Annotated in this window: 25 protein-coding genes and 3 pseudogenes; 16 read left to right on the forward strand and 12 right to left on the reverse strand. The window is 68.6% G+C overall.

Going from position 1 to position 26,537, the window contains the following annotated elements; genetic code table 11:
• The first annotated feature begins 3 nt into the window (after nucleotides 1–3).
• Both AC5Y39_RS08625 and AC5Y39_RS08630 read left to right on the forward strand, forming a co-directional pair.
• Entirely contained in the window at nucleotides 4–1,185 is a 1,182-nt protein-coding gene (locus AC5Y39_RS08625; protein ID WP_500021399.1) for a M20 family metallopeptidase, read from the forward strand.
• Nucleotides 1,182–2,354 carry a M20 family metallopeptidase gene (locus AC5Y39_RS08630; protein WP_500021397.1) on the forward strand — a complete coding sequence of 391 codons (1,173 nt, stop codon included), beginning with the start codon at nucleotides 1,182–1,184 and terminating at the stop codon, nucleotides 2,352–2,354. Before AC5Y39_RS08625 ends, AC5Y39_RS08630 begins: the two co-directional genes overlap by 4 nt.
• A gap of 7 nt (nucleotides 2,355–2,361) precedes the next feature.
• On the opposite strand, the gene AC5Y39_RS08635 is transcribed toward AC5Y39_RS08630, so the two are convergent.
• The gene (locus tag AC5Y39_RS08635; protein WP_500021395.1) at nucleotides 2,362–2,841 is read right to left on the reverse strand and encodes a gamma-glutamylcyclotransferase family protein; all 480 of its coding nucleotides are present in this window, start codon (nucleotides 2,839–2,841) and stop codon (nucleotides 2,362–2,364) included.
• A gap of 27 nt (nucleotides 2,842–2,868) precedes the next feature.
• On the opposite strand from AC5Y39_RS08635, the gene AC5Y39_RS08640 reads away from it, so the two are divergent.
• From AC5Y39_RS08640 to AC5Y39_RS08670, 7 genes and pseudogenes are all read left to right on the forward strand, one after another.
• Complete coding sequence (locus AC5Y39_RS08640; protein ID WP_500021460.1) at nucleotides 2,869–4,275, forward strand: NAD(P)H-quinone dehydrogenase; 1,407 nt, start codon at nucleotides 2,869–2,871, stop codon at nucleotides 4,273–4,275.
• 49 nt (nucleotides 4,276–4,324) lie between these two features.
• A complete protein-coding gene (locus AC5Y39_RS08645; RefSeq protein WP_500021393.1) occupies nucleotides 4,325–6,082 on the forward strand; it encodes a glycerol-3-phosphate dehydrogenase/oxidase in 1,758 nt (585 codons plus the stop codon).
• Between the two features lie 7 nt (nucleotides 6,083–6,089).
• Nucleotides 6,090–6,943, forward strand: a pseudogene (locus AC5Y39_RS08650) (pseudouridine synthase).
• Nucleotides 6,940–7,692: an MOSC domain-containing protein gene (locus AC5Y39_RS08655; protein ID WP_500021391.1), complete on the forward strand. Its 753-nt coding sequence runs from the start codon at nucleotides 6,940–6,942 to the stop codon at nucleotides 7,690–7,692. The pseudogene AC5Y39_RS08650 and the gene AC5Y39_RS08655 overlap by 4 nt, the downstream one beginning before the upstream one ends.
• A gap of 57 nt (nucleotides 7,693–7,749) precedes the next feature.
• Nucleotides 7,750–9,005, forward strand: a pseudogene (locus AC5Y39_RS08660) (HNH endonuclease signature motif containing protein).
• A 282-nt stretch (nucleotides 9,006–9,287) separates the two neighbouring features.
• Nucleotides 9,288–9,668, forward strand: coding sequence for a DUF1330 domain-containing protein (locus AC5Y39_RS08665; RefSeq protein ID WP_500017981.1), 381 nt, complete (start codon nucleotides 9,288–9,290; stop codon nucleotides 9,666–9,668).
• 29 nt (nucleotides 9,669–9,697) lie between these two features.
• Entirely contained in the window at nucleotides 9,698–10,600 is a 903-nt protein-coding gene (locus AC5Y39_RS08670) for an NmrA family NAD(P)-binding protein (RefSeq protein WP_500017983.1), read from the forward strand.
• A gap of 9 nt (nucleotides 10,601–10,609) precedes the next feature.
• On the opposite strand, the gene nei2 is transcribed toward AC5Y39_RS08670, so the two are convergent.
• From nei2 to AC5Y39_RS08695, 5 genes and pseudogenes are all read right to left on the reverse strand, one after another.
• A complete protein-coding gene (nei2, locus tag AC5Y39_RS08675) occupies nucleotides 10,610–11,374 on the reverse strand; it encodes an endonuclease VIII Nei2 (protein WP_500017985.1) in 765 nt (254 codons plus the stop codon).
• A 26-nt stretch (nucleotides 11,375–11,400) separates the two neighbouring features.
• The gene (locus tag AC5Y39_RS08680) at nucleotides 11,401–15,903 is read right to left on the reverse strand and encodes an ATP-dependent helicase (RefSeq protein ID WP_500017987.1); all 4,503 of its coding nucleotides are present in this window, start codon (nucleotides 15,901–15,903) and stop codon (nucleotides 11,401–11,403) included.
• 47 nt (nucleotides 15,904–15,950) lie between these two features.
• Nucleotides 15,951–17,006, reverse strand: a complete 1,056-nt coding sequence (locus AC5Y39_RS08685; RefSeq protein WP_500017989.1) for an NAD-dependent epimerase/dehydratase family protein — start codon at nucleotides 17,004–17,006, stop codon at nucleotides 15,951–15,953.
• Between the two features lie 41 nt (nucleotides 17,007–17,047).
• A pseudogene (locus AC5Y39_RS08690) lies at nucleotides 17,048–17,646 on the reverse strand (ribonuclease Z).
• A gap of 9 nt (nucleotides 17,647–17,655) precedes the next feature.
• Nucleotides 17,656–17,997: a DUF3140 domain-containing protein gene (locus AC5Y39_RS08695; protein ID WP_499951573.1), complete on the reverse strand. Its 342-nt coding sequence runs from the start codon at nucleotides 17,995–17,997 to the stop codon at nucleotides 17,656–17,658.
• Nucleotides 17,998–18,131: 134 nt separating this feature from the next.
• Between AC5Y39_RS08695 and AC5Y39_RS08700 the strand changes: the two genes are divergently transcribed.
• The 4 genes from AC5Y39_RS08700 to AC5Y39_RS08715 all read left to right on the forward strand — a co-directional run bounded on the left by AC5Y39_RS08700 (nucleotide 18,132) and on the right by AC5Y39_RS08715 (nucleotide 19,547).
• Nucleotides 18,132–18,383, forward strand: a complete 252-nt coding sequence (locus AC5Y39_RS08700) for a metallothionein (protein WP_500018382.1) — start codon at nucleotides 18,132–18,134, stop codon at nucleotides 18,381–18,383.
• Nucleotides 18,384–18,389: 6 nt separating this feature from the next.
• Entirely contained in the window at nucleotides 18,390–18,755 is a 366-nt protein-coding gene (locus tag AC5Y39_RS08705; protein ID WP_500017991.1) for a hypothetical protein, read from the forward strand.
• Nucleotides 18,756–18,838: 83 nt separating this feature from the next.
• Nucleotides 18,839–19,150: a protein UsfY gene (usfY, locus tag AC5Y39_RS08710; protein WP_500018384.1), complete on the forward strand. Its 312-nt coding sequence runs from the start codon at nucleotides 18,839–18,841 to the stop codon at nucleotides 19,148–19,150.
• Nucleotides 19,151–19,241: 91 nt separating this feature from the next.
• Complete coding sequence (locus AC5Y39_RS08715) at nucleotides 19,242–19,547, forward strand: protein UsfY (RefSeq protein ID WP_500017992.1); 306 nt, start codon at nucleotides 19,242–19,244, stop codon at nucleotides 19,545–19,547.
• 74 nt (nucleotides 19,548–19,621) lie between these two features.
• Here AC5Y39_RS08715 and mbp1 read toward each other — a convergent pair whose 3' ends face one another.
• The 6 genes from mbp1 to AC5Y39_RS08745 all read right to left on the reverse strand — a co-directional run bounded on the left by mbp1 (nucleotide 19,622) and on the right by AC5Y39_RS08745 (nucleotide 22,641).
• Nucleotides 19,622–19,855, reverse strand: coding sequence for a microaggregate-binding protein 1 (gene mbp1, locus AC5Y39_RS08720; RefSeq protein WP_499907541.1), 234 nt, complete (start codon nucleotides 19,853–19,855; stop codon nucleotides 19,622–19,624).
• A gap of 129 nt (nucleotides 19,856–19,984) precedes the next feature.
• Nucleotides 19,985–20,335: a hypothetical protein gene (locus AC5Y39_RS08725; RefSeq protein WP_500017994.1), complete on the reverse strand. Its 351-nt coding sequence runs from the start codon at nucleotides 20,333–20,335 to the stop codon at nucleotides 19,985–19,987.
• Nucleotides 20,322–20,717: a hypothetical protein gene (locus AC5Y39_RS08730; RefSeq protein ID WP_500017996.1), complete on the reverse strand. Its 396-nt coding sequence runs from the start codon at nucleotides 20,715–20,717 to the stop codon at nucleotides 20,322–20,324. The genes AC5Y39_RS08725 and AC5Y39_RS08730 overlap by 14 nt, the downstream gene beginning before the upstream one ends.
• Before the next feature lie 8 nt (nucleotides 20,718–20,725).
• Entirely contained in the window at nucleotides 20,726–21,955 is a 1,230-nt protein-coding gene (locus AC5Y39_RS08735) for an NRAMP family divalent metal transporter (protein ID WP_500017998.1), read from the reverse strand.
• Nucleotides 21,952–22,404, reverse strand: coding sequence for a hypothetical protein (locus AC5Y39_RS08740; protein WP_500018000.1), 453 nt, complete (start codon nucleotides 22,402–22,404; stop codon nucleotides 21,952–21,954). Before AC5Y39_RS08740 ends, AC5Y39_RS08735 begins: the two co-directional genes overlap by 4 nt.
• A gap of 6 nt (nucleotides 22,405–22,410) precedes the next feature.
• Complete coding sequence (locus AC5Y39_RS08745; RefSeq protein WP_500018001.1) at nucleotides 22,411–22,641, reverse strand: Rv3202a family protein; 231 nt, start codon at nucleotides 22,639–22,641, stop codon at nucleotides 22,411–22,413.
• A gap of 100 nt (nucleotides 22,642–22,741) precedes the next feature.
• On the opposite strand from AC5Y39_RS08745, the gene AC5Y39_RS08750 reads away from it, so the two are divergent.
• The 3 genes from AC5Y39_RS08750 (at nucleotide 22,742) to AC5Y39_RS08760 (ending at nucleotide 26,523) form a co-directional block, all read left to right on the forward strand.
• On the forward strand, nucleotides 22,742–24,247 hold the full coding sequence (locus tag AC5Y39_RS08750) for an FAD-dependent oxidoreductase (protein ID WP_500018003.1): 1,506 nt from the start codon (nucleotides 22,742–22,744) through the stop codon (nucleotides 24,245–24,247).
• 79 nt (nucleotides 24,248–24,326) lie between these two features.
• Nucleotides 24,327–25,280, forward strand: coding sequence for a glycosyltransferase (locus AC5Y39_RS08755; protein WP_500018386.1), 954 nt, complete (start codon nucleotides 24,327–24,329; stop codon nucleotides 25,278–25,280).
• A gap of 16 nt (nucleotides 25,281–25,296) precedes the next feature.
• The gene (locus AC5Y39_RS08760; RefSeq protein WP_500018005.1) at nucleotides 25,297–26,523 is read left to right on the forward strand and encodes a glycosyltransferase; all 1,227 of its coding nucleotides are present in this window, start codon (nucleotides 25,297–25,299) and stop codon (nucleotides 26,521–26,523) included.
• Nucleotides 26,524–26,537 lie beyond the last annotated feature (14 nt).

Genomic DNA, 26,537 nt, shown 5'->3' on the forward strand with positions numbered 1-26,537 from the left:
AGGATGCCCGCCACTTCGCCGCCGCGCCGTCATGCCGCTGCCGACGTGGCCGAGCAGGTGGTTCGGGACCGCGGCAGCGACCTGATCGCGCTGTCGCACGACATTCACTCCGAGCCCGAACTCGCGTTCGCCGAACATCGCAGCTGCGCCAAGACGCAGGCCCTGGTGGCCGAGCGGGGCTTCGCGATCAGCGCCGCGCCGGCCGGACTGGACACCGCGTTTCGCGCCGACTACGGCAGCGGTGACCTCACTGTCGCGGTGTGCGCCGAATACGACGCGTTGCCCGGCATCGGACATGCCTGCGGGCACAACATCATCGCCGCGTCCGCGGTCGGTGCGGCGCTGGCGCTGGCCGACGTGGCCGACGAGCTTGACCTGACCGTGGTGCTGATGGGCACCCCCGCCGAGGAGTCAGGCGGCGGAAAGGCGTTGCTGCTCAACGCCGGAGCCTTCGACGACGTACACGCCGCGGTGATGATCCACCCCCGACCGGCTGACATCGCGGCCCCTCGGTCGCTGGCGCTGTCGGAGGTGGCCGTGCAATTCCGCGGCCACGAATCGCACGCCTCGGTGGCCCCGCACCTCGGCGTCAATGCCGCAGACGCGGCGACCGTCGCGCAAGTGGCGATCGGGCTGCTGCGTCAGCACCTCGCGCCTGGACAGCAGGTGCACGGAATCGTCACCGAGGCCGGCTGGGCGCCGAACGTGATTCCCGGGCACGCGTCGATGACGTACGCGTTGCGGGCCGTCGACAAGCAGTCCCTGCATCATCTTCAGGGGCAGGTTTTCCACTGCTTGCGCGCCGGCGCTCTGGCAACCGGATGTGAATGCGACATCGACGCCCGCGGACCCGCCTACGACGAACTACGCCCAGATCCCTGGCTGGCGAACGTGTTTCGCGACGAAATGGCCCGGTGCGGCCGCAGTCCCGTGGCCGCCGAGCTGGAAAGCGCGCTGCCGGTGGGCAGTACCGACATGGGCAACGTCACTCAGGCGATACCCGGGATCCACCCCATCGTCGGCGTCGAGGCGGGCGGCGCGTCGCTGCATCAGCCGGAGTTCGCGGCGGCCGCGGTGTCGCCCAGCGCCGACCAAGCTGTCGTCGACGGATCGATCATGTTGGCGCGCACCGTGATCCGGCTGGCGGAAACCCCGTCGGAGCGGGCGCGGGTGATGCGCGCATGAGCCTTGCAGACACCGCCGAATCTTGGCTGGCGGCACACTACGACGAATTGGTCAGCTGGCGCAGGCATCTTCACGCCCACCCGGAACTGGGTCGGCAGGAGTTCGCCACCACGCAGTTCGTCGCGACGCTGCTGGCCGAGGCCGGGCTCAATCCGAAGGTGCTGCCGTTGGGCACCGGCCTCACCTGCGATCTGGGGCCCGATCACCTGCCGAAGATCGCGCTGCGGGCGGACATGGACGCCTTGCCGATGTCGGAGCGCACCGGCGCGCCGTATGCGTCGGTGGTGCCGGGTGTCGCGCACGCCTGCGGCCATGACGGCCACACCGCGATCCTGCTGGGCACCGCGCTGGCCCTGGCCGGGGTGCCGGACCTGCCCATCGGGGTGCGGTTGATCTTCCAGCCCGCCGAGGAGTTGATGCCAGGCGGCGCGATCGACGCGATCGCCGCGGGGGTGCTGGCAGGGGTCTCGCGGATCTTCGCGCTGCACTGCGACCCGAGGCTGGAGGTCGGCAAGGTGGCGATCACCGCAGGACCGATCACCTCCGCGTCGGACTCCATCGAGATCACGCTGCATTCGCCGGGCGGCCACACCGCGCGGCCGCATCTGACCGCTGACCTCGTGTATGGCATCGGCACGCTGATCACCGGCTTGCCGGGGGTGCTGTCGCGGCGCATCGACCCGCGCAACAGCACGGTCATGGTGTGGGGGGCGGTCAATGCGGGGATGGCGCCCAACGCGATCCCCCAGAACGGCGTGCTGGCGGGCACGGTGCGCACTGCCAGCCACGCCACCTGGCTGACCCTGGAGTCGCTGGTCCGGGAGACGGTGGCGTCGCTGCTGGCGCCGCTGGGCGTCGAGCATTCGCTGCAATACCGGCGCGGGGTGCCGCCGGTGGTCAACGAAGAGCTCGCAACGCGGATACTCAGCCACGCGATCGAGGCTGTCGGCCCTGACGCGCTGGCCGAGACGCGGCAGTCCGGCGGCGGCGAGGACTTCAGCTGGTACCTCGAGGAGGTGCCGGGTGCGATGGCACGGCTAGGAGTGTGGTCGGGCCGTGGGCCTCAGCTGGACCTGCACCAACCGACGTTCGACCTCGACGAGCGCGCGCTGGCCATCGGCGTGCGGGTGCTGGTGAACACCATCGAGCAGGCCGCGGCGTTGCTCTAGCGGTGTGCTAGTCGCCGTGGCCGGGACCGATGTTGCGTGACGGCCGCGTGCGCAGCGCGTGCACGTATTCCGGTGGCGCGCCGGCGATTTCGGCTGCGTCGGCCATCACCCCGAGGTAGCGGGCGGACGGCAGGCCGCCTTCCCACGCGTCGAGCACATACAGCCACGCCAGCACGGGATCGGTTGTGGTGTCCGACGAAATGCGGTCCACACGGCAGCGGATCTTCTTGTGGATGCCGAATTCCGAACCCTCCCAGCGGTCGAGGTTCTTCTCGTCTTCCTTGGTCATGTCGTAGAGCACCACGAAGACCTTGGAATTGGGGTCCTCGACGATGGTGGCCAGCGCACCTTCCCAACCGATGTCCTCGCCGCCGAACGTCAGGCGCCAGCCGTGCAGCCAGCCGGTGCCGGCCATCGGGGAATGCGGTGCGCGTTGCAGCATCTGCTCTGGATGCATGTTCGACCCGTACGCGGCGTAGAGCGGCACGGAGAAAGAGTAGCTACCGTGAGCACTGTGGCAACCCGCATCGTGATCATCGGGGGAGGGCCGGCAGGCTACGAGGCCGCACTGATCGCGGCAGCGCACGGAGCGGACGTCTCCATCGTCGACTCGGACGGCATCGGCGGTGCCTGTGTGCTGTTCGACTGTGTGCCGTCGAAGACGTTCATCGCGTCGACGGGCGTGCGGACCGATCTGCGCCGGGCACCCCAGCTCGGCTATGACATCCACATCGAAGACGCGAAGATCTCGCTGACCCAGATCCACGACCGCGTGAAGCGGCTCGCTGCGGCGCAGTCGCAGGACATCGCCGAGCGGCTGCGCGGTCAAGGCGTGCGGTTGATCGGCGGGCGCGGCGAGATCGTCGACGCGGTCGAGGGCATGGCCCGGCACAGCGTCAAGGTCACCGAGCCCGACGGCAGCAAGCAGGTGCTCGACGCGGACGTGGTGCTGATCGCGACGGGCGCCAGCCCGCGGGTGCTGCCCAACGCCCAGCCCGACGGCCAGCGCATCTTGACGTGGCGGCAGCTCTACGACCTGACCGACCTGCCCGACCACCTGGTGGTGGTGGGCTCCGGCGTGACGGGCGCGGAGTTCGTCAACGCCTACACCGAGCTGGGTGTCGACGTGACCGTGGTCGCCAGCCGCGACCAGATCCTGCCGCACGAGGACTCCGACGCGGCTGCCGTGCTCGAGGAGGTGTTCGCCGAACGCGGTGTGACGCTGGTGAAGAACGCCCGCGCGGAGTCGGTGACCCGCAGCGAGGACGGGGTCGTGGTGAAGATGACCGACGGGCGCTGCGTGGAGGGCAGCCACGCGCTGATCACGGTCGGGTCGGTGCCGAACACGTCGGGTCTGGGGCTCGAGCGCGTGGGCATCGAACTCGGACCCGGCAATTACATTCCGGTGGACCGGGTTTCGCGGACCTCCGTGCCGACGATCTACGCCGCCGGCGATTGCACGGGGCTGCTTCCGCTGGCGTCGGTCGCGGCGATGCAGGGCCGGATCGCGATGTATCACGCGCTGGGCGATGCGGTCACTCCGATCCGGCTGCGCACCGTCGCCGCTGCGGTGTTCACCCGCCCGGAGATCGCCGCGGTGGGGGTGCCGCAGGCCAAGATCGACGACGGCACCGTCGCCGCCCGGACGGTGATGCTGCCGCTGAACACCAACGCGCGCGCCAAGATGTCGGGCCTGCGCAAGGGGTTCGTCAAGATCTTCTGCCGGCCCGCCACCGGCGTGGTGATCGGCGGTGTGGTGGTGGCTCCGGTTGCCTCTGAGCTGATCCTGCCGATCGCGCTGGCCGTGCAGAACGGCAACTCGGTGGCCGAGCTGGCGCAGACGCTGTCGGTCTACCCGTCGCTGACCGGGTCGATCACCGAGGCGGCCCGTCAGCTGGTGGCGCACGACGACCTGGACTGACTGCCGTTAACCTGGTGGTACTGACCAGTAACTTCAACCGGGAGTGTCTGTGATCGAGGCTGCCCCCGCCCCTGGCAACGGGCAGACGTTTCTGGGCCCACGCGAACGCGGGGTTGCCTGGGAACGGCTGAGCTCCGAGCAGTTCGACGTCGTGGTGATCGGCGGCGGCGTGGTTGGCGCCGGCGCGGCGCTGGACGCGGCCACCCGCGGGCTGAAGGTGGCGCTTGTGGAGGCCCGTGACTTCGCGTCGGGCACGTCGAGCCGCAGCAGCAAGATGTTCCATGGCGGCCTGCGCTACCTCGAGCAGCTGGAGTTCGGGCTGGTGCGCGAGGCGCTGCACGAGCGCGAGCTGTCGCTGACCACCTTGGCCCCGCATCTGGTGAAGCCGATGCCGTTCCTGTACCCGCTGACCAAGCGGTGGTGGGAGCGGCCCTATGTGGCTGCGGGAATCTTTCTCTACGACCAGCTTGGTGGCGCGAAATCGGTTCCGGCGCAGAAGCATCTGTTCAAGGCAGGGGCGCTGCGGCTGGCCCCGGGTCTCAAGCGCAACTCGCTGATCGGCGGAATCCGCTACTACGACACCGTCGTCGACGACGCGCGGCACACGATGACGGTGGTGCGCACCGCCGCGCACTACGGGGCCGTGGTGCGGGCCTCGACGCAGGTCGTGGCTCTGCTGCGGGAAGGCGACCGGGTGATCGGCGTGACGGTCCGAGACTCCGAGAACGGCGAGGTGACCGACGTGCGCGGGCACGTCGTCGTCAACGCCACCGGCGTGTGGACGGACGAGATCCAGGCGCTGTCCAAGCAGCGCGGCCGGTTCCGGGTGCGGGCCTCCAAGGGCGTGCACATCGTGGTGCCGCGCGACCGGATCGTCAGCGAGGTCGCGATCATCCTGCGCACCGAGAAGTCGGTGCTGTTCGTGATCCCGTGGGGGACGCACTGGATCATCGGCACCACCGACACCGAGTGGAACCTCGATCTGGCGCATCCGGCCGCCACGAAGGCCGACATCGACTACCTCCTCGACCACGTCAACACCGTGCTGGCCACCCCGCTGACACACGACGACATCGACGGCGTGTACGCGGGCCTGCGGCCGCTGCTGGCCGGGGAGACCGAGGACACGTCGAAGCTGTCGCGCGAGCACGCGGTCGCGGTCCCGGCGCCGGGGCTGGTGGCGATTGCGGGCGGCAAGTACACCACCTACCGCGTGATGGGCGAGGACGCGATCGACGCCGCCAGCGAATTCATTCCGGCGCGGGTGGCACCGTCGATCACCGAGAAGGTGCCGCTGCTGGGTGCTGACGGCTACTTCGCACTGGTGAACCAGGCCGAAAGGGTCGGCGCCTACTACGGTCTGCATCCGTATCGGGTGCGCCACCTGCTGGACCGCTACGGGTCGCTGATCGGCGAGGTGCTCGCGATGGCCAGCGAGCCGGGTGCAGCCAAGCCGGAGCTGCTGACGCCGATCACAGAAGCGCCGGTGTATCTGAAGGTCGAGGCGTTGTACGCGGTGGCGGCCGAGGGGGCGCTGCATCTGGAGGACATCCTGGCCCGGCGGATGCGGATCTCGATCGAGTACCCGCATCGCGGGGTGGACTGCGCGCGGGAGGTCGCAGAGATCGTCGCGCCGGTGCTGGGTTGGGACGAGGCCGACGTGCAGCGGGAGGTGGACACGTACATCGCGCGGGTGGACGCCGAGGTGCGGTCGCAGCAGCAGCCTGACGACGAGTCGGCCGACGCGTTGCGCCAGGCGGCGCCGGAGGCGCGGGCGGAGATTCTCGAGCCGGTGCCGCTGACTTGATCACGTCGTGAGGCCTGCGCCTTTGCCGGTTCGTGACGGGCTCGGTCCGGCGCGGTTGCGGGTGCGCGGTGGATCGGTGCTCGAGGAGTTCACGACGCGGTTCGGCGCGGCCGGCGGGGCGAAGGTTCTGGCGGGCGAGGTGGTGGACGCCGACGGCGCGGTGCTCGATGCGCGCAGCGCGCTGCCGCCGGGCTCCGTCGTCTATTGCTACCGCGCGCTGCCCGCTGAGGTGCCCGTACCCTTTTCCATCCCAGTGCTCTACCGCGACGACGACATCGTCGTGGTCGACAAGCCGCATTTCCTCGCGACGATGCCGCGCGGCCGCCACGTGGCGCAGACGGCGTTGGTGCGGTTGCGTCGGGAGCTCGACCTGCCGGAGCTCACGCCGGCGCACCGGTTGGACCGACTGACCGCCGGGGTTCTGCTGTTCACCGCGCGGCGGGAGATGCGCGGGCTTTTTCAGTCGTTGTTCGCCTGCGGCGCGGTGCGCAAGACGTATCTGGCAAGGGCGTCGGGTGAACTGCGGGCGCCACAGGTGGTGCGGAGCCGATTGTCAAGCGGCGCGGTTGTTTACAAGCAAGCGTTGAACCGGGTGAACCGAATGCGGAGACATTGGTCGAGCCGTTGGGTGATGGTCTCTACCGGCTCACGCCGCGCACCGGCCGCACACACCAGCTGCGCGTGCACATGGCGTCGCTGGGTCTACCGATCGTCGGGGACCCCTTGTATCCCACCGTGCTCGACGTCGCAGCCGACGATTTCTCCGAACCGCTGCAGTTGCTCGCGCACAGCATGGAATTCGACGATCCGCGCGGCGGCGGCCTGATGCGGTTCGTCAGCCGGCGGACGCTTCCGTCATGACAAGCGCGACCGTCAGCCAGCTTTGGCGCTATCCCGTCAAGTCGATGCAGGGCGAGGAATTGCAAGAGATCCCGGTGAGCCGTACCGGCGTGCCGGGCGACCGGGCGTACGCGTTCGTGGATGCCACGGCTGGTAAGCCGTTGAGCGCCAAGCGATTTGGGCTAGTGATGGGGTGCGCGGCGCGGTTTCTGTCCGAGCCGGCGGACGATCACCGGCCCGCACCGATCGCGGTCACGTTTCCCGACGGCACTGTTGTCACCGAGGAAGGTGAGCTGACCCGGCGCGCTTCGGCGTTGCTGGGTCGGCCGGTGCGCCTCGTCGCGACGGCAGCGGATCGTCTGGGCTACGTCGACCTCGCTCCGCTGCACATCGTTGCGACGAGCACGCTGAGACGCCTGCGTGCCGAACACCCGAAAGGCGACTGGGATCCGCGGCGGTTCCGGCCGAACGTGCTCATCGACGGTGACGGGCCGGGCGCCGACGATGAGTGGCTCGGCTGCGATCTGCACATTGGAACGGACGTGGTCGCCCACGTCCTGATGCGGACGGGGCGTTGCGTCATGACAACCCTCGCTCAGGGCGATCTTGCGTACGATCCCGCCGTCCTGCGCACCATCGCCGGTGCGAGCGAGTCCTCCTGTGCAGGTTGGTATGCCGACGTCGTTCAGCCCGGCGTCATCCGCGTCGGCGATCCCGTTCGCATCGATCGGGTGCCCCCGCGTGAGCCCACTTTTGCGGCGCGCCGCTGAACTCTCGGATGTGGTTCGTGGCCGGGACTTGTCGGTGGTGGGTGCGATGCTGTCGTCGTGTCTTCTTCCGCTTTTGGTGGCGCTGTTGCGGTGAGTCCTGCGCGGCGTCTTGAGGTGTTGTTCGGGGAGTTGGCGGAGTTGGCGGGTCAGCGTAATGCGATTGATGGGCGCATCGTGGAGATCGTCGCTGAGATCGATGGTGAGGGGTTGTGGGGGGCGACCGGTGCGCGGTCGGTGCCGGCGTTGGTGGCCTGGAAGCTGGGGGTGTCGTCGGCGACCGCGCACACGATCACTACGGTGGCGGGCCGGCGTGAGCAGTTTCCGCGGTGTGTGCAGGGTCTGGCCGAGGGCCGGTTGTCGTTGGATCAGGTCGGGGTGATCGCCGCACACGCTGCCGAGGGCTCTGATGAGCATTATGCGCAGCTGGCTAGCGTGGCCACGGTGGGTCAGTTGCGCACCGCGGTCAGGCTCGAACCGCGACGCGAGCCCGAAGCGCAACCGCAACGCGAGCCGCGGGCGTCGATCACCAAGAGCTCCGACGAACAGTTCAGTTACTGGCGGATCAAACTGCCGCATCTGGAGGCGGCGACGTTCGAGGCGGCGTTGGCGTCGCATCTGGAGGCGCTGATCGGCGAGTGGAAACACGACCACGACACCGACGACCGCCCGTCAGAGACGGCCCCGCCCATGCCCAGCAGCGTTGAGGCGTTCATGCGGCTGGTCGAGACGGGCTGGGATGTCGAGGCGGCGCGCCGCCCGCACGGCCAGCACACCACGGTGGTGGTGCATCTGGATGTCAAAGACCGTGTCGCGGCGCTGCATCTGGGTCCGGTGCTCACCGACGCCGAGCGCCGCTACCTGAGCTGTGAGGCCACCGGTGAGGTGTGGTTCGAACGTGACGGGCAACCATCGGCGCGGGCCGAACCACCCGGGTGGTCAACCGGCGGCTGCGCCGCGCACTCGAGCATCGCGACCGCACCTGTGTGGTGCCCGGGTGCGGGGCCACCCGCGGTTTGCACGCCCATCACCTTCGGCATTGGGAAGACGGCGGCGCCACCGAGTTGGCCAACCTGGTGCTGGTCTGCCCACATCACCATCGGCTGCACCATCGCGGCCTGATCACCATCACCGGACCCGCCGACGCTCCCGTCGTCGCCGACAGCGCGGGCCGACCACTGAGCGCCGCCTCGCTGGCCCGCCCACCCCAGCACCCCCCGCCCGCGGTCCCACCATGCCCCGGACCCACCGGCGAGCGCGCCCAGTGGTGGTGGTACCAACCCTTCCAACCCCAACCACCACCGACAAACAACTGACGTATGTCTCCCAGCGTCGGTCGCCTGCCGGCACCGCAGTGAAGCTCAAACTCATGGCCGCATAGAGCCCTTTGGTCCGCGACTCACCGCCACCCCTCATCGCCATCCGGGCCGATGGTGCGCACCAACGTGAGCTGAGCCGGGACTGATTCGAGCTTGCGTTGCGCGACGAGGTAGGCGTTGTTCGCGCGAATCCGGAAGAATCTTGACATCACTTCGTTCGGTGCTGGCGCATCATGGCGAAGATTTCAGCTGAAAGCGTTGCAGCACAAGGAGATAGCGATGTCAGATCTCGAACCGACGGCCGAACAGATCGCAGCACTTGCGGCGCGGCCCCCGGATGCTCCCGTGGTGATGGTCAATCTGCTGAAGTTTAAACAGCCCGGCGGAGCAGAGCGCTATCTGCAGTACGCGCGAGAAGTGACCCCGCACCTTCAGCGGGTCGGCGGCATCGTCCGCTACGGCGGAACGGCGCCGACGGTGGTCATCGGCGACGGTGAGCGGCCGTGGTGGGACGCGATCCTGATCGTCGAATACCCGACGCCCGGCGCGTTCATCGGCATGGTCACCGACGAGGCATATCTGAAAGTGCATGAACACCGCGCCGCTGCACTGGAGCGCGGACACCTCATCGCCACATCCAAGTGGTCGATCGGTGATTGACGGCCACCCGCGGCGACTAACTTAAGGGCATGTATCTGATCACGGGGGCGGCCGGAAGGCTCGGCGGAGTCAGTCGTTGGGTCGTCGAGATGTTGATCGAGAAAGGCGAACCGGTGCGGGCCATGGTGCACCGCGAGGACGCCCGGGCGCAGCGACTGCGGGAAATCGGCGCAGAGGTGGTCATCGGGGATCTGACCAATCCGCGCAACGTCGTCGACGCGATGACCGGTGTCGACCGGATGTTCTTCAACATGAGCGTGTCGCTGGACTATCTCGAGGCGACGGCGATCGTCTGCGCGGCCGCGCGGGAGGTCGGCGGCTACCAGGTGATTGTCAACATGTCGCAGATGACGGTCTCGGAAATGGGGTTGACCAGCACCGGCGAGTCATTCCAGCAGTGGTTGCACTGGCTTTCCGAACAGGTGATGAACTGGTCTGGCGTGCCGGTGGTGCACATCCGGCCAACCGTGTTCCTGGACAACCCGTTGTTCGCGATGCTGGTCCGCCGGTCTGTGCGGGAGCGCGGGGTGCTGCCGCTGCCGATCGGAACCGGGCGTACCTCACCTATCGCTGCCGTCGACATCGCCCGCGTGGTCGTCGAGGTGCTGCTCGATCCGGCGGACCGCATCGGCGACGTCTATGAACTGACCGGCGCAGAAGTCCTCGACATCCACGGGTTGGCCGAGCGGTACGCCCGCGGCCTCAACCGGCCGGTGACCGCCGAAGATACGCCCTACGACGACTGGGTCCGGCAGTACCTGCGCGTGTCGGGGCTGCCCGAGCATGTCCAGCAGCACATCGCGACCATGGCCCGGCTGCACCGCGACGGCCGCTACGACCGAATGAGCGACGACTTCGAAAAGATCACCGGGCAGCCGCCGCAGACGGTCGACCAGTACATCGCGGCGCGTCCGCAGCTGTTCGGCGGTTAGCGGCCACTGCTAGCTCTGGCAGTGCGGGCACCAATATGTGACCCGCTCGCCGCTGCGATCGGTTCGAATAGGTGTGCCGCAGCGGCGGCAGGGTTCTCCGGCGCGGCCGTACACCCATAATTCGTTGCCTCGTCGGCGATCTCCGGTGGTGGTGCGGTTCCACCGAGCGCGGTTCGCCACGAGCATGTCGTGTGCGCGAGAGACCACGCGCAGGGGATCTGCAAGTCGTGACACCGGCGCAGTGGGCAAAACGCCGAACACAAAACACAATTCGTTGCAGTAGACATTGCCGACACCGGCCATGACACGCTGGTCCAGCAGTGCCGCCCCGATCGGGCGGTCAGGGTCGGCGGTCAGGTTGGCGGCCGCTCGCGCGGGGTCCCAGTCGGTGCCCAGCAGATCCGGGCCCAGGTGGGCCACCACCGACATGTCCTGGTTGCGCGACAGGATCTCGAGTTGACCCAAGTCAACTCCTGCGGCCTGAATGTCGTTTGTTTCCAGGATGATCCGGACTCTGTGATCGTTCGGCCGCACGCCGCGGTTCTTGGCCGTCACCCGCCAGCTGCCGTCCATCTTCAGATGCGAATGAATGCTCGCCGGGCCGACGCGGATGAACAAGTGCTTGCCGCGGCTGAGCACCTCGTCCACCCTGTGGCCGGTCAGATCCGCGGTCGCAAACCGCGGTACCCGGACATCACAGCGCGTGAGGGTCTTGCCCTCCAAGCCGTCGCGCAGCTTGGCGGCGGTCAGCCAGACGGTGTCACCCTCGGGCATCGAGCCCTGCTATCCCGTGCAAGCGCTCATCGTGCCCTCAGCCGCAGACCCCTCGGCGTCCTCACAAACCCCGAATCGGCCAGCGCCCCCGCCACATCCGCGCGATGACCGGGCTCCAGCACCGGCACGCCGTCCACCCGCTCGACCAAGATGCCGCCCATCCGCCCGTCGGCTACCAGCTCGGCAAGCGCGACCGCGGCCGCCCGCTGCGCCTCGGGGTCCGACGAGAACGTCAACATCGAGCGTCCGCCACGTTCCAGGAACCACACCAGCTTTCCGTCGACCAGCACGACGAGCGCGCCGGCTTTGCGGCCCGGACGGCCTTCGCCGACGGGCCACGGCAACGCCGAGCCGTACGGGTTCGCCGGGTCCGCCGCGGCCAGCGCGACCGCGTGGTAGGCGGGGCGGTCGGGGTCGACGCTGTCCTGATGCGACCGCAACCGGTCGACGGTCGAGGCGACCGCGAACTGTGCGCCGCCCAGTGACTCGACGAAGTAGCCACGCTGGCAGCGGCCCGCGTCCTCGAGCGCGGTCAGCACCTTGTAGAGCGTGGCGAATCCGCCCGGCACTCCCTCTGCGGCCACGCTGCCCTTCGTCAGCACGCCGTAGCGGCCCAGCAACAGTTCAGCCGAAAAGTGCGCGCGCACAGTCGAATCCGGCTCAGGGTGCGGTAACGCCGACCATCTGCCGGCGACGGTGGGGTCCGATGCGCGGTTCTGAGCGTGCGCGACGCTGTAGTGGCTCAGCCGCGGTGCCCGCCGCCGTTGTCGATGCGCAGGCGCCGACCGGCCGCGAACCGACCCCGTGAGCAAGCCCCGCACCGGCGCAAAAGTGTCACCGGTCACCCAGCCGGCCCAAACCAGCTCCCACAGCGCGTCTTTCAGCTCCCGCTCGTCGCGCCCGTCGGTCAGCTGCCGGAAGAAGAAGCCACCGCCGGGCGCCAGCGTGTCGAGGATCATCCGGTGCCGGTCGGTGAAATCAATCTCGACCGGCGCGGCGAGCGACAGCGGCGCGGTGTCGGCCATGTGCAGTGCTACCCAGCCGTCGCTACCCGAGATCGCGCCGGCCCCCGACCAGACCACTTCGCCAGAGGCGAGCAGTTCGTCGAGCATCGCCGGCTGGTAATCGCGTACCCGCTGCCCAAGCACCAACGGCTCCAGGGCGGACGCCGGGACGGCGACCCCGGCGAGCTGTTCCACGACGGCCGCCACGCCGTCGACGCCCGCCGTGTTTCCCCCCACCTGTTGCCAGCCTGGCAGGAACCTGCCGTAGGCGGCGGTGCTGACTGGCTCGACCTGCGCGCGCAGCGCCGCCAGCGACCGCCGCCGCAGCATGCGCAACACCTCGGTGTCACACCACTGTCCGAAATCGCTTGGCGCAGAGATGAATTCGGCACTGACGAGCTTGCCGTCGACAGCAAGCCTTCTCAACACGTCCTCGGCGACCCGTACGCCGAGCCCGAACCGCGCCGCTGCGTCGGAGGTAGTGAACGGGCCCCGGGTGCGGGCATACCGCCCGATCAGCTCGCCCAGCGGGTCGGCGACCGGCTCGGTAAAGCTCACCGGCACGCCAGGCGGCACCGCGATGCCGACGCCGTCCCGCAGCCGGCCGATGTCCTCGACCGCGGTCCACCACGTCGCACCCGCATACGACACCGTCACCGCCCGGCGCGACGCCCGCAGCCCCTCCAGCCAGCCGCCCGGATCCGCCGTGGTGCTGCGCTGAGCGACCTCCTCTTCGGTGAGGGGACCGAGAAGGCGTAGCAGGTCCGCTACCGCTTCGGCGTCGCGCGCGAGTCGGTCGGGACTGAGGTGTTGCAGTTGGCGATGGGTGGCGTCGACGACGTCCGGGTCGAGAAGTTCTCGCAACTCGACGCGCCCCAGCAGTTCGGCCAGCAGCGTGGTGTCCAGCGACAGTGCCGCAGCACGCCGCTCGGCCAATGGCGCGTCGCCTTCGTACATGAACGCGCCGACGTAGCCGAACAGCAGCGACGCCGCGAACGGCGACGGGGTGGCGGTCTCGACCTCTATCACGCGCACGCGGCGCTGCTGAATGCCGGTCATCAGGGCTGTCAGCGCCGGCACGTCGTACACGTCCTGCAGACATTCGCGCACGGCTTCCAGCACGATCGGGAAGTCGGGGTACTTGCGCGCCACATCGAGCAACTGCGCGGCTCGCTGCCTTTGGTGCCACAACGGTGAGCGCTTGCCGGGGTGGCGTCGCGGCAGCAGCAGAGCCCGGGCAGCGCACTCGCGGAAGCGCGACGCGAACAGCGCTGAACCGCCGACCTCCGTGGTGACGGTGGGCTCGATTTCGTCGGGGTCGAACACGAACAGGTCGGCGCCCGGGGGCACGTCCTCGGTGTCGGGCAAGCGAACGACGATTCCGTCGTCGGAGGCGGTGGGTTTCTCGTCGATGCCATAGCGTTCGAGCAGCCGCCGACTGACCGCGAGCGCCAGCGGTCCGTGCACCCGCAGTCCGTACGGTGAGTGCAGGATCACCCGCCAGTCGCCGAGCTCGTCGCGGAACCGTTCGACCAGCAAGGTGGAATCCGTGGGCACCGCACCGGTGGCCTCGCGTTGGTCGTGGAGCAGCCGGCGCAGATTATCGGTGGCGTACGGATCCAAACCCATTGCTGCGCAACGCTGTTCGAACGCATCCGGCGGAAGGCCGGCCAGCTCGCCGGTGAACGCGCCCAACGCCGCCCCGAGCTCGGCGGGCCGACCGACGCCGTCGCCGCGCCAGAACGGCAGCCGGGCGGGCTCGCCGAATGCCGGCACCACCAGCACGCGGTCATGAGTGATCTCGGTGATCCGCCAGCTGGTGGCGCCCAGCGAGATGACATCGCCCGGCCGCGACTCGTACACCATCTCCTCGTCGAGTTCGCCTACCCGCGAAGGCTTCTCAGAATCAGCGCCGGCGGCAAGATAGACGGTGAACAGACCCCGGTCGGGGATGGCGCCGCCCGACGTGACGGCCAGCCGCTGCGCCCCGGGCCGGGCCGTCAGGGTGCCGGTGTCGCGGTCGTACACCAGCCGGGGCCGCAGCTCGGCGAACTCGGTCGACGGATACTTGCCCGACAGCAGATCCAGCGTCGCCTCGAACGCGCTGCGCGGCAAGGTCGAAAACGGGGCGCTGCGGCGCACGGTGTCGAACCACACGTCGGCGCTCACTGGCTCGAGCGCGCATGCGGCGATGGTGTGCTGCGCGAGCACGTCGAGCGGATTGGCCGGCACCGCGAGGTTCTCGATCTGGCCGGCCCGCATCCGCTGCACCGTGACAGCGCAACTGATCAGGTCGGTGCGGTGCTTGGGGAACACGACCCCGCGGGAGATTTCGCCGACTTGATGGCCGGCGCGGCCGATGCGCTGCAGGCCGCTGGCCACCGACGGCGGCGCCTCCACCTGGATCACGAGATCGACTGCGCCCATGTCGATTCCGAGTTCCAGGCTGGATGTAGCGACGACGGCCTTGAGCCGCCCGCTCTTCAGGTCGTCCTCGACCGCGGCGCGCTGTTCTTTGCTCACCGAACCGTGATGCGCACGGGCCAAAAGCGGCTCGGCCCCGAACGTCTGCCCGCTGCCCATGATGTACGCGGGCGGCCCGCCGGGCACTTCCGGGTTCGCAGGCCGATCGAGGGCAATCCCGACGCGTTCGGCGTGAATCTCGTTGAGTCGCGCCGTCAGCCGCTCGGCCAGGCGCCGGGAGTTGGCGAACACGATCGTCGAGTTGTGTGCTTCGATCAGGTCCGCGATGCGCTGCTCGACGTCCGGCCAGATCGTGTTGTTCTCGAGGTTGGCCATGTCAGGCACCGGCACCACCACGGACAGGTCGAACGTTTTGGCCGCCGGCGGCGCCACGATGGTGACCGGCCGCTGTGCGCCGACCAGGAACCGTGCGACCACCTCGGGTGGACGCACGGTGGCCGACAAGCCGATGCGTTGCGCCGGTTGGGGCAGCAGCGCGTCGAGACGTTCCAGGGAGAGCGCCAGATGCGAGCCGCGTTTGGTGCCGGCCACCGCGTGCACCTCGTCGACGACCACCGTTTCGACGCTCGCCAGCGTGTCGCGGGCGGCCGAGGTGAGCATGAGAAACAGCGACTCGGGCGTGGTGATCAGGATGTCCGGCGGCCGGCTGACCAGCTCGCGTCGCCGCGCCGGTGGCGTGTCGCCGGAGCGCAGCCCGACGGTGATCTGCGGGTCCGGCAGGCCCAGCCGCTGCGCTGTACGGGTGATGCCGGTCAGCGGGGTTCGAAGGTTGCGTTCGACGTCGACGGCCAGAGCCTTGAGCGGCGAGATGTAGAGCACCCTCGTGCCGTCGCCGGGTTGATGCGCCAGTCGGTCGATGGCCCACAGGAACGCCGCGAGCGTCTTGCCTGACCCGGTGGGCGCGATGACCAGGGTGTTGTCGCCGTCGGCGATGGCCGACCAGGCCTGTGCCTGGGCGGGGGTGGGCGCCTCGAACGTGCCGCTGAACCACTCGCGAGTGGCGGGGCTGAAGCGGCCCAGCGGATCGGCAGAAGCGGTCACCTCACCATCGTGCCAACCCGCTACGACAAGTCGGTGCGGTGACGGCTCTACGTGGTGGCCCGCTGTCCGACGCCGGTCGCGAGCTCCTTGCCGCGCAGTCGTCCACCCGCTGCCGGATCCAGCGGGGGAGTGGACATGCCGCTGCTGTCCCTGAGCCCGTCGAGAAAGTCGCGGATCGCGTCCAGCGCGCTGCGTGAGGGATGCCAGCCGAGTTCCGCGCGGGCGCGCGTGGTGTCCATGATCGGCAGGCTCAGGGCCAGGTCGACGAGCGCCGGGCTGGCGGGCAGCAGATGCAGGTTCCAGGCGGCGCTGACGACCGCCCGGATGGGAGCCAGCGGAAGCTTGACCGGCCGCGCGCCGAGCAAGCCGCCGAGGCTCACCGGATCGAGCACCGGGTCAGCCGCGACGTTGAACGCGCCCCGAACGGGCTGCACGACTGCGAGCCGAAACGCCTCACCGGCGTCCACGCTGTGCAGCGCCTGCAGCCGCAGGCCGGGCAGATCGGGAACGATCGGCAGCAACGACGGCCGCACCAGCGCGCCGGGCAGCAGCGGACCGGCGAACAGGCGGCGTTGCGCCGAGGCGGCTTCGCACTTGAAGATGAACCCCGGACGCAGCCGCACCACGCGCACGTCGTGATGGTCGCGCTCGAAGGTGTCGAGCACGCGCTCCAGATACGACTTCTCCCGCCCGTACGCCGCGGTGGGCAGCGCGTGGGTGGGCCACGACTCGTCGACGCCCCGATCCTTCGGACCGGGCGCATATGCACCGACCGACGACGAGTACACCAGCGCACCGACACCCGCGCGGGCGACCGCGTCGAACACACGGATCGCCCCCAACACGTTGTTGCGCCAGGTGGCCAGCTCGTCATGCGTCGGCTGGAAGAGCCACGCCAGGTGCACCACCGCGTCGGCGCCCCGGAAGTGCCGGTCGAGATCGTCGCAGGACACGTCGGCTTGCACCCATGTCGTTTTCGGTGGCTGCCACTGCGGCCGGCGGCGGGCGATGCCGACGATCCGGTCCACCCGCTCGTCGGTGGCGAGAGCTTCGACGACGCTTGTCCCGACGTTGCCGGTTGCGCCGGTGACCACCACATGCATGCCGACGGGTACCCGCCCCAGGGCGTTCGAACCGCGCGCGGTCAGCGCCGTTCGGGCACGGCGACGCGCATCAGATCCTGGGCGACCACGAGATCGCCTGAGTACACCTGGGCCGCCTCGTCATGGAACCGGCGATTGTCGGGGTATCGCTGGGAGAAGTGGGTCAGCACCAGCCGCCGCACTCCGCATCGCTGCGCCACCATCGCCGCTTGCCGGGCGGTCAGGTGCCCGTACTGCGCGGCAAGGTTTGCGTCCTCGTCCAGAAACGTTGCCTCGATCACCAGCAAGTCCACCCCGTCGGCCAACGCATACACCGCGTCACAAAGCCGCGTGTCCATGACGAACGCGAACCGCTGCCCCGGCCGCCGCTCGCTGACATCCGAGAGCCGGATGGTCCGCCCGTTTGCCACGATGACGCCGGATCGCTGCAATTCGCCCACGCAGGGGCCGTCGATTTCGAAGCGACGCAACGATTCTGGGAGCATGCGTCGGCCGTCGGGCTCGACTAGTCGGTAGCCGATCGCGTCGGCGGAATGGTCAGCCCCTCGCCGTCCCAGCGCAACAGGTAGCCGTTGTGGTTGCGGTGCCGGGTCGGCACCTGGCTTGACGTGCCGAGGACGATCAGCTCACGGACCGACACGAGCCGGGCTCAGCGCGGCGGCTTGAGCGGATCGTGACCGATCGACATCAGTCGATGACGCCAATTCTCTTGCCCTGCAGTCGGTTCCAGATCGTCTCGGCGTTCGGCATGGACCCGGTCGACGACTCGGCGCATGACGTGCTCGTCGTCGTCGGTGAGGTCGACCCGGCGCTTCTGCAAGATCTGCAGCACCCGTCGGCCGGTCGGCGTCCCGGACTGGTCGGGCAACTCCTCGGCGTCCTCGTGTGCCGAGCGCGTGCGCAGCCATTCGGACAACTCCCGCGATGTCATGTTCACGACGCGGTGAAACTCGTCCCACAGTTCGTCGTCGACCTCGACGTGCCGAGCCACGCACGACCTCCCATCGTTGTCGGGTTTCCTCCTTGGTCGTACCCTGCGCCGCGCCCGTCGAATCGAGGGCTGGAGTTTCTGCGCTGCAACCGACGGGAATCCTGTGGCGATCTGGAGAGGAAGGGGATATGGACGTGGCTATCTGCGACACCTGCGGCAACGAGTACGACAAGGCGTTCACGGTGAGCTGGGGGGAGCGCACCGCGACGTTCGACAGCATCGAGTGCGCCGCCGCGCAGCTGGCACCGGAATGCGCGCACTGCGGCTGCCGAATCCTGGGGCACGGCGTGGAAACCGAAGACGCAATCTTCTGTTGCGCCCACTGCGCGCGCAAGGCCAGCAACGCCGACATCAACGACAGGTATCCGACTCCCGCGGGAGGCTAGCGCCCGATGAAGATGGCGCCGGACACCGGCAACCCGCGGCGCGACCGCGCGACGCTGGCCGCGGCGGTGAAAGCGGCGGCAGTGTTCGTCGCGATCGCCGTGGTGGTACTGCTGGCGTCGCTGGCATGGCTGAACGGGTGCAAGACGGGCACCGGGGCAGGTGCGCTCGACCATTGCAGCGCGCTGCAGCGCAACACCCTGGCGATCGGTCCGGCCGTCGTGCTCTTTGCCGGCGGCGTCTGGGCGTTCGTCCGCACGTACCAAACTTGGCGTGCCGGAGGTGGCTGGTGGATCTGGCAAGGGGCGGGCTGGTTCCTGCTGGTGCTCATGCTCGTGGTGCTGACGATGACGGCGCCGGTCGCGCTGCTGTAGCCGTGCCGTTCGGTCACTTCTTGCCCTCTTCAAGTCGACGGATGCCGAGTATCGTCGAGGGCATCTCGATGAAGGAGACGGTGATGGGAGACACACATCACGATCCGACGGATCACTCCCGCACATATCAACCACACGCCGGCGAGTCGATGATCGACGTCTACTTCTGGCCGGGCTTTTTCCTGATCGCCGTCGGTGTCGTCGCGCTCATCGCGTTCGTGGCGGCACTTGCCTACAAACACCAGGAACTGCTCGTCTGGGCCGCGATCACCGCGGCACTGACGGTCGGCGGGGGTGCGTCGTGGCTCAGCGTCGAGCGGCGCCGCGTGCGCCGTATCGAAGCGCGCTGGCTTGCGCAGCATCCCGCCACCTCGCCGCACCGGCACGCCGCGTAACGCGCGGTGTTCGGCAGCGCGGGCAGTTTCGCACGCCCGGCGGCAGGGTAGGCCTTCTGACGAAACCACGCCTGAGACAGGGAGATTGCGCATGCCGGAACGGCAGAACGACCCCAGCGACCACGCCCGTACCACGCGTCCGCGCGTCGGCGAAGCGATGAAAGACAATCGCAGCCTCGGGGGCTACGCGCTGCTCGGGTTGGCGGTGCTGGCGTTGGTGATCGGCATCGGCGCGGCCGCCCGGGGCGTGATGGATTGGACGATCGGTGCGGGCGCGGTCGCGCTGATCAGCGCGGCCGTCGGTGCGGTGTGGGTGTACGGCGAACGCAGGCGAGTGGCTCGGGTCGCCGCCGAGAACGCCCGAGACGCCGATCACGCAGCCTCGCGCAGGCTTTAGCGTCGGCTGCAAAAACCTTCGAAATGGCAATGGGCCCAGTCCATTTCGGACTGGGCCCATTGCGCGTCGTGAAGTTACTGGTTTGCCTCTTGGCGCTTCTCGGCCGCCTTCGCACTGCTGCGCGCCGCATCCGCTTCGGCTTCCTTCTTCGCGGCATCGCGCTCTGCCTCGGCCTTGTCCTGCTGGGCCTTGCCCTCACGAACCAGGTCGTCGCGGCCGGTCACCGTCCCGACAGCTTCCTTGGCCTTACCCTTGACATCTTCGACGACGCCCCGGATGGCTTCTTCGGGTCCGCTGTTCTCCGCCATTGACTTCCTCCTTGTTGGATACCTTCATGCGAGCGCGACCGCTCGGCGCTGCGGACGATGGCCTCCCATCCCGCGACGACAGACGTCCTTGCCCGTCGCTGACTGGCTATTTCCCGCGGCCCTGTGGGACTAAACCTGATGCCCGAGCGCGGCCGGCAGCCGCGCCGAGTACCTGCGGAAATTTGGACGCAGAGTGATCGAATTCATCTCCACTCGCGCCACGTCCTCCCACGCCGCCAAGAACGTGCCGCGGTGACGCCACCGCAGAATTCGTGCGAGCAGCGCCGGCCCGTTCACATTGGTGCGTTCGTAGCCGAGATAGGCCGATCGGCTGTGCGGGCTGACGACGAAGCCGAGAAGGCGCGTGGGTACCTGCTGGTGGTCGTCGGGCGGTGCGGCCAAGCGCACATCGACAACGGTGCCCAGCCGATGTGACTGCTCGTCGTGTACGTCGCAGCCCAAGAGATCACTCAGGAGCATGGCGGCCTCCCGGAATGCGACTGATCACGTTGTCTCGCAGCCAGCGCTCCACCCACGTGGAGTCGAAGTCTTCCAGCGTGACCTTCAATGTGATCACCGTGGTGAGCTTTTCGACGAGTCCCCAGTCGATGTAGGTCAGTCGAGACTTCGACGGCCGGCCGCCGAAGATCCGTGTCGCCAGCACCGGCCCGGTGACCAGGTGAGTCACCGTAGGCGGTGGTGTGCCGCGTGGGATATCGTGGCCCACAGGCAGATTGGCCAGCACGATGTCGTCGACGGTGCCGGACGGAACCTCGTGGATGTCGTGAATCTGGCGGTCCAGCAGCTGAAGTCGCGCGTCGATGACGCGTCCGGGCCAGTGTTTGGCGGGCAAATCACCCATAGTTCTCGTCATTGCCCGGCTCCCGTTACGATCATCAGCGGTATCGCCGCCAGCGACGCGGCGAGAATCACCACCAGGTACACCATGGCAAACGCGTTGGTGAGCTTGCCGTTGACCCGGTCGCCCATATATTCAGGGTCGTTGGCCACCAATAGAATCGGCAGATACGTCAGCGGCAGCGCGATCGCGGAGAACACCACCGAGTACTCGGTCACCATCACCGGATCCACACCCGTGGCCAGCACCGCGCAGCCGAGGACCAGCGACACGATCATCACGACGTGAAATCGTGACGCCTGCACAGGCCTGCGGAACTTGCCCCACGGCCAGCCGAAGAACTGGGCGAGGGTGTAGCCGGCCGACAGCGTGGTCTCCAGCGCCGCCCCGAACGTGGCAGCGACCACGCCGACGATCACGAATGCCAGCGCCAGCTTTCCGCCGGCCAGCACCGCCGGCGTCACCATTTGCGAAAGCGACATCACCTCAATGGCTTTCGGCGCGAAGACCAGGGCCGCGCACGCCGCGATGGACAACGACAGCACACCTCCCAACGGAAAGCCCACAAGAACGTTGAGCCGGGACTTACCCAGATCGTCTTCGGACCAGCCTTCCTCGACGGCGCCGGAGGAGAAGAAGAACACCTCGTAGGGCGTCATCGCCGCCCCGAACAGGGCGATCGCGAAATACCAGTACGTCGCCGCCGACTCCGACTGTGGTACCACCGGCGCCAACGCCTGACTGCCCAGATCGGCCCAGTTCGGGTGCAGCAGAAACACACTCACGGCGAACACGATCAGGGCAAGTCCCGCCAGGCCGGTGACGTTCTCCATGGTCTCGAATTTCACCCGCCAGATCACCAGCCACACCGCGAACGCGGCGACGGGTATCCACAGCATGGGGCCGACGTCGGTGGCTAGCTGCAAAGCCAGTGCGACACCACCGATTTCGGCGGTGATCGTCATCAAGTTGACGAAGAACGACGCGCCGAGATTGGCCAGCGCCGCCCGGGGTCCGAGCCGGTCGCGGATGATCTCGAACGTCGCGCGGCCGCTGACCGCGGCGACCCGGCCGGCCATCTGGGCGTACAGACAGATGCCCAGTACGCCGACGGGAATCACCCACGCCAGCCCAAGGCCGAATCGCGATCCGACGACGGAGTTGGTGACGAGGTCGCCGATGTCGAGGAAGCCGCCGATCGCCGTCAGGACGCCCAACGCAACGGCGAAGATATTCTTCATCCGCTCACCGCCGACAATCGCTCCGTTGCGTCGGTGAGGCGTTGGCGTGCAACGTCGAGGGGCGTCGGGTCGACGCCGAGCACCACAGCACTGGCGGTGGTGAGCGACGTGACCGCGCCGGTGATCGCGTCGAGTAGCGCGTGCTGACGGCGCAGGTCGTCGTCGCGGGTGGCCGTGAGTCGTGCAATTCCCTTGTAGCTCTTGGTCGCTTCGTCACGCGCGTCGGCCAGCTGCACGCTGGCCAGCTGGCGTGTTGACTTGCCGGCCTGCCACAAGTCGAGCGCCAGAATGCCGGTGCGGGCGGCCGACTCGCATTGTGCTTGGGCGCGCGCGAGCGCTCCGGCCATCCCGTCGCGAATCGACGGACAGCCGCGCACCAGTACACCGAGCGCTACGAGAACGACGAGCAGCAGTGCGGCGTTTCGGGTTCGCCGCCACCGGTGCGCCATCGCAAACTAACGGTCGACGTCCCAGTCGTCGGCATCAGGCGCTGTGGTGCGCTGGTCCTGCCAGTCGGCCGGGTTCGCGTCCTCAGGCGGTGCCTCGGAAGCGATTTCGCTGACCTCGGTTGGTTCGAAGGTCTCCGAAAGGTTCGGTGTGCGGCCCACCTCGAGGCGCTGCTCGACAGCGTCGGCGACCGGGGTTTCTTCGTCGATCGGATCGTCAGGTGGCAGTGCAGAGGTCACCCGTCGAACCTACCCCGCCGCGCACACTGGCCAAAACGCCAGTTGTGACGAACATCTGCCCGGCGTTTTCGTGGGGCGGACGAAGGGTACGCGCCACACCATGACTTCACTGTGGTTGGCCAACCGTGCGCAGGCGCCGTGGGTGGCAAGCACCCTCGACGGCAACCGATCCGCCGACGTCGTCGTGGTAGGGGCCGGCATCACCGGACTGATGACCGCCGTGCTGCTGGCCCGCGCGGGCAAGGACGTGCTGGTGCTCGAGGCGCGCACCGTCGGATCGTGCGCCACGGGCAACACCACCGCGAAAATCAGCCTGCTGCAGGGCACCCACCTTTCCAAGATCATCCAGCGTCACGGTGTCGAGACGGCCAAGGCATACGTCGACGGCAACCGCGAAGGGCAAGAGTGGGTGGTGCACCACTGCGAAACCCGCGGGGTCGCAGTACAGCGCGAAGACGCCTACACCTACGCCCAGTCCGGCAAGGGTGTGCCGTCGGCGCGCGCGGAACTGAAGGCATGCGAAGCCGTGGGCTTGGGCGCGAAATGGGACGACGACGCCGACGTGCCGTTCCCGTACCACGGCGGCGTGCGGCTGCCCGACCAGGCGCAGTTCGATCCGATGCCATTTTTGGACTCGCTGGTAGCCGAACTGCAGGATCGCGGCGGCCGACTGGTCGAGGGGGCTCGCGTGCGCAGCGTGTCCAGCCGCCGTGGCCTCACGCTGCGGGTCAACGGCCCCGACGAAGACGAAACCGAGGTGCGGGCCGGGCAGCTGGTGCTGGCCACCGGTATTCCGGTCCTGGACCGCGGCGGCTACTTCGCCAGGCTGAAGCCCAGCCGGAGCTACTGCCTGGCGTTCAAGGTGCCCGGCACCATTACCCGACCGATGATGATCTCCACCGACTCGCCCACCCGCTCGGTGCGGTACGCGCCCACGCCCGAGGGGGAGCGGCTGATCGTGGGAGGCGCGGGTCACCCGGTGGGGCGCAAGAAGAGCCCGTCGAAGGCGCTGGAGGAGCTCTCGTCGTGGGCGCGCCTGCACTATCCCGGCGCGGTGCAGACCCACTTCTGGTCGGCGCAGGACTATACGCCCGTCGATCAGCTGCCGTACGTGGGCCCCATCTTGCCGGGCAACGAAAGCATCTTCGTCGCAACAGGATTCAACAAGTGGGGGATGACCAATGGAGCGGCCGCGGCGCTGGCGCTGTCGAGTCGCATTCTCGGCGGCCGCATGGACTGGGCGAAGGCATTCGCCAGCTGGAGCCCGCACGAGCTGTCCGGAATCACCACCGCGCTGCAAGCCAACCTCGAGGTCGGGTTCAACCTTGCGAAGGGCTGGATCACGCCGCTCACTCGGGCGGTGCATCGCCAGCCCGGCGACGACGAGGGCGGGGTGGTCAGCGGTCCGCCGTGGCACTTGGAGGCGCGCTGTGTGGTCGACGGGGTCGAGCATCGCGTCTCGCCGGTCTGCCCGCACCTCGGCGGAATCGTGAACTGGAACGACGCCGACAAGGCGTGGGAGTGCCCACTGCATGGGTCCCGGTTCGCGCCCGACGGCACGCTGCTGGAAGGTCCTGCGACCCGCGACTTGACCCGCTCGAGCTGACCACTGCTTTGTTTACCTACAAGTGACTCCGGGAACCACTTGTGGCGTGGCGACAACCGCACAGGCTCGCAGCATCCTGCTGTGGCATGTGCACGGTTCGTGGACCGAGTCCTTCGTGTCCGGGTCGCACCGCTATGTGCTGCCCCTGACTGACGATCACGGCGCCGACGGTCGCGGGCTGTGCGGGCGCCGCTGGCCGCGTGCCCGCGAAGTCCACGTCGACCGGCTCCGCGACGAGCCGGTGGATCTTGTGATCCTGCAGCGGCCGCACGAGCTGGAGCTGGTGACGCAGTGGCTGGGCCGGCGCCCCGGGGTCGACGTGCCTGCCGTCTACGTCGAGCACAATGCGCCGCGGCCGTCGCCTACCGAAAGTCGCCATCCGGTCGCCGACCGGTCCGACATCCCGATCGTGCACGTCACCGAGTTCAACCAGTTGATGTGGGACAACGGCACCGCGCCGACCACGGTCGTCGCCCATGGGATCGCCGATCCCGGTGAGCTCTACACCGGCGAACTCGCCGCGGCCGCCACGATGATCAACGAGCCGCTGCGCCGCAACCGCGTGGTGGGCACCGACCTGTTGCCGGCGCTGTCCGCCGACGTGCCGGTGGACGTCTGGGGAATGGGGACATCGGAGCTCGGCGACCGGCTCGGCGGGCAGGTGCGCGGGCACGGCGACGTCGCGCCGCCGGCGCTGCACCAACAGGTGGCCCGACGCCGCGTGTATCTGCACACCGCCCGGTGGACGTCGCTGGGGTTGTCGCTGTTGGAGGCCATGCATCTGGGCATGCCGGTGGTGGCGGTCGCGTCGACGATGGCGCCGCTGTGCGTGCCCAGCGAGGCCGGTGTGGTCAGTGCCGACGTCGAGGCGCTCGCCGACGCGGTCAGGTTGTACGCCAACGATCACGAGGCGGCGCGGGCGGCGGGCAAGTCGGCCCGCGAGTTCGCACTCGGCCACTTCGGTCTCGATCGTTTCCTGCGCGACTGGGACCGCCTCGTGGAAAGTGCATGCGCCGGGCGAGGGGAAGCGTGAAAGGGGAGCACTGCCAATGAGAATCGCCATGATCTCCGAACACGCCAGTCCGTTGGCGGCGCTTGGCGGCGTGGATGCCGGCGGTCAGAACGTTCACGTCGCCGAGCTGTCGGCCGCGTTGGCCCGCCGCGGCCACGAGGTGCTGGTGTACACCCGCCGCGACGATCCGGGGCTGCCGGAGCGGGTGCGCGCACCGGCCGGCTACACCGTAGTGCACGTGCCCGCGGGCCCGGCCACCGTGCTACCCAAGGACGAGCTGCTGGAGCACATGGGCGTCTTCGGAGACTTCCTGGCCGACCAGTGGCTCACCGAACGCCCCGACATCGCGCACGCCCACTTCTGGATGTCCGGTGTCGCGACGCGGCTGGCCACCCGCCGGCGCGGCGTGCCGATGGTGCAGACGTTCCATGCGCTCGGCGTGGTCAAGCGCCGTCACCAGGGCCAGCAGGACACCAGCCCGCCCGGCCGGTTGCGGCTCGAGGAGCTGCTGGCCCGGCGCACCGACTGGGTGGCCGCGACGTGCACCGACGAGGTGTTCGAGCTGGCGCGGCTGGGCCGGCCGCGGGCCCGCACCGCGGTGATCCCGTGCGGGGTGGATCTGCGGCACTTCACGCCCGACGGACCGCGTTGGGAGCGCACCGACCGCAGGCGCGTGGTCACGGTCGGAAGGTTCGTGCCGCGCAAGGGATTTGACGTTCTCATCGAGGCCATGGCCTCGGTGCCGGATGCGGAGCTTCTGGTGGTCGGCGGTCCCGACGCCAGCCGGCTCGGGGACGAACCCGAGGCGGTGCGTCTGGCGAACCTGGCCGAAGAGCTGGGAATCGGCGACCGCGTGCGGCTGTGCGGCTCGGTGTCGCGCTCCGAGATGCCGGCGGTGCTGCGCTCGGCGGACGTGGTCGCGTGCACTCCGTGGTACGAGCCGTTCGGCATCGTTCCGGTCGAGTCCATGGCATGCGGCGTGCCGGTGTTGGCGACGGCGGTGGGTGGCATGCTCGACACCGTGGTCGACGGTGTCACCGGTGTGCTGGTGCCGCCGCGCGATCCGCGGGCCTGCGCCGAGGCGCTGTGCGAGATGCTGGAAGACCCTGCGCGACTGGCGGAGTGGGGCGCCGCCGGGCGCCGACGGGCCGAAGCGCGCTACTCGTGGGACCGCATCGCCGCGGACACCCTCAAGGTCTACCAGCGCATGACCGCCACCTCCTCCCCGCGAGCGCGCGTGTTTGCCCGCCGACACGCCGAGTAGATGCGGGCACCAGT

Source organism: Mycobacterium sp. NGS39 (genome assembly GCF_059812765.1).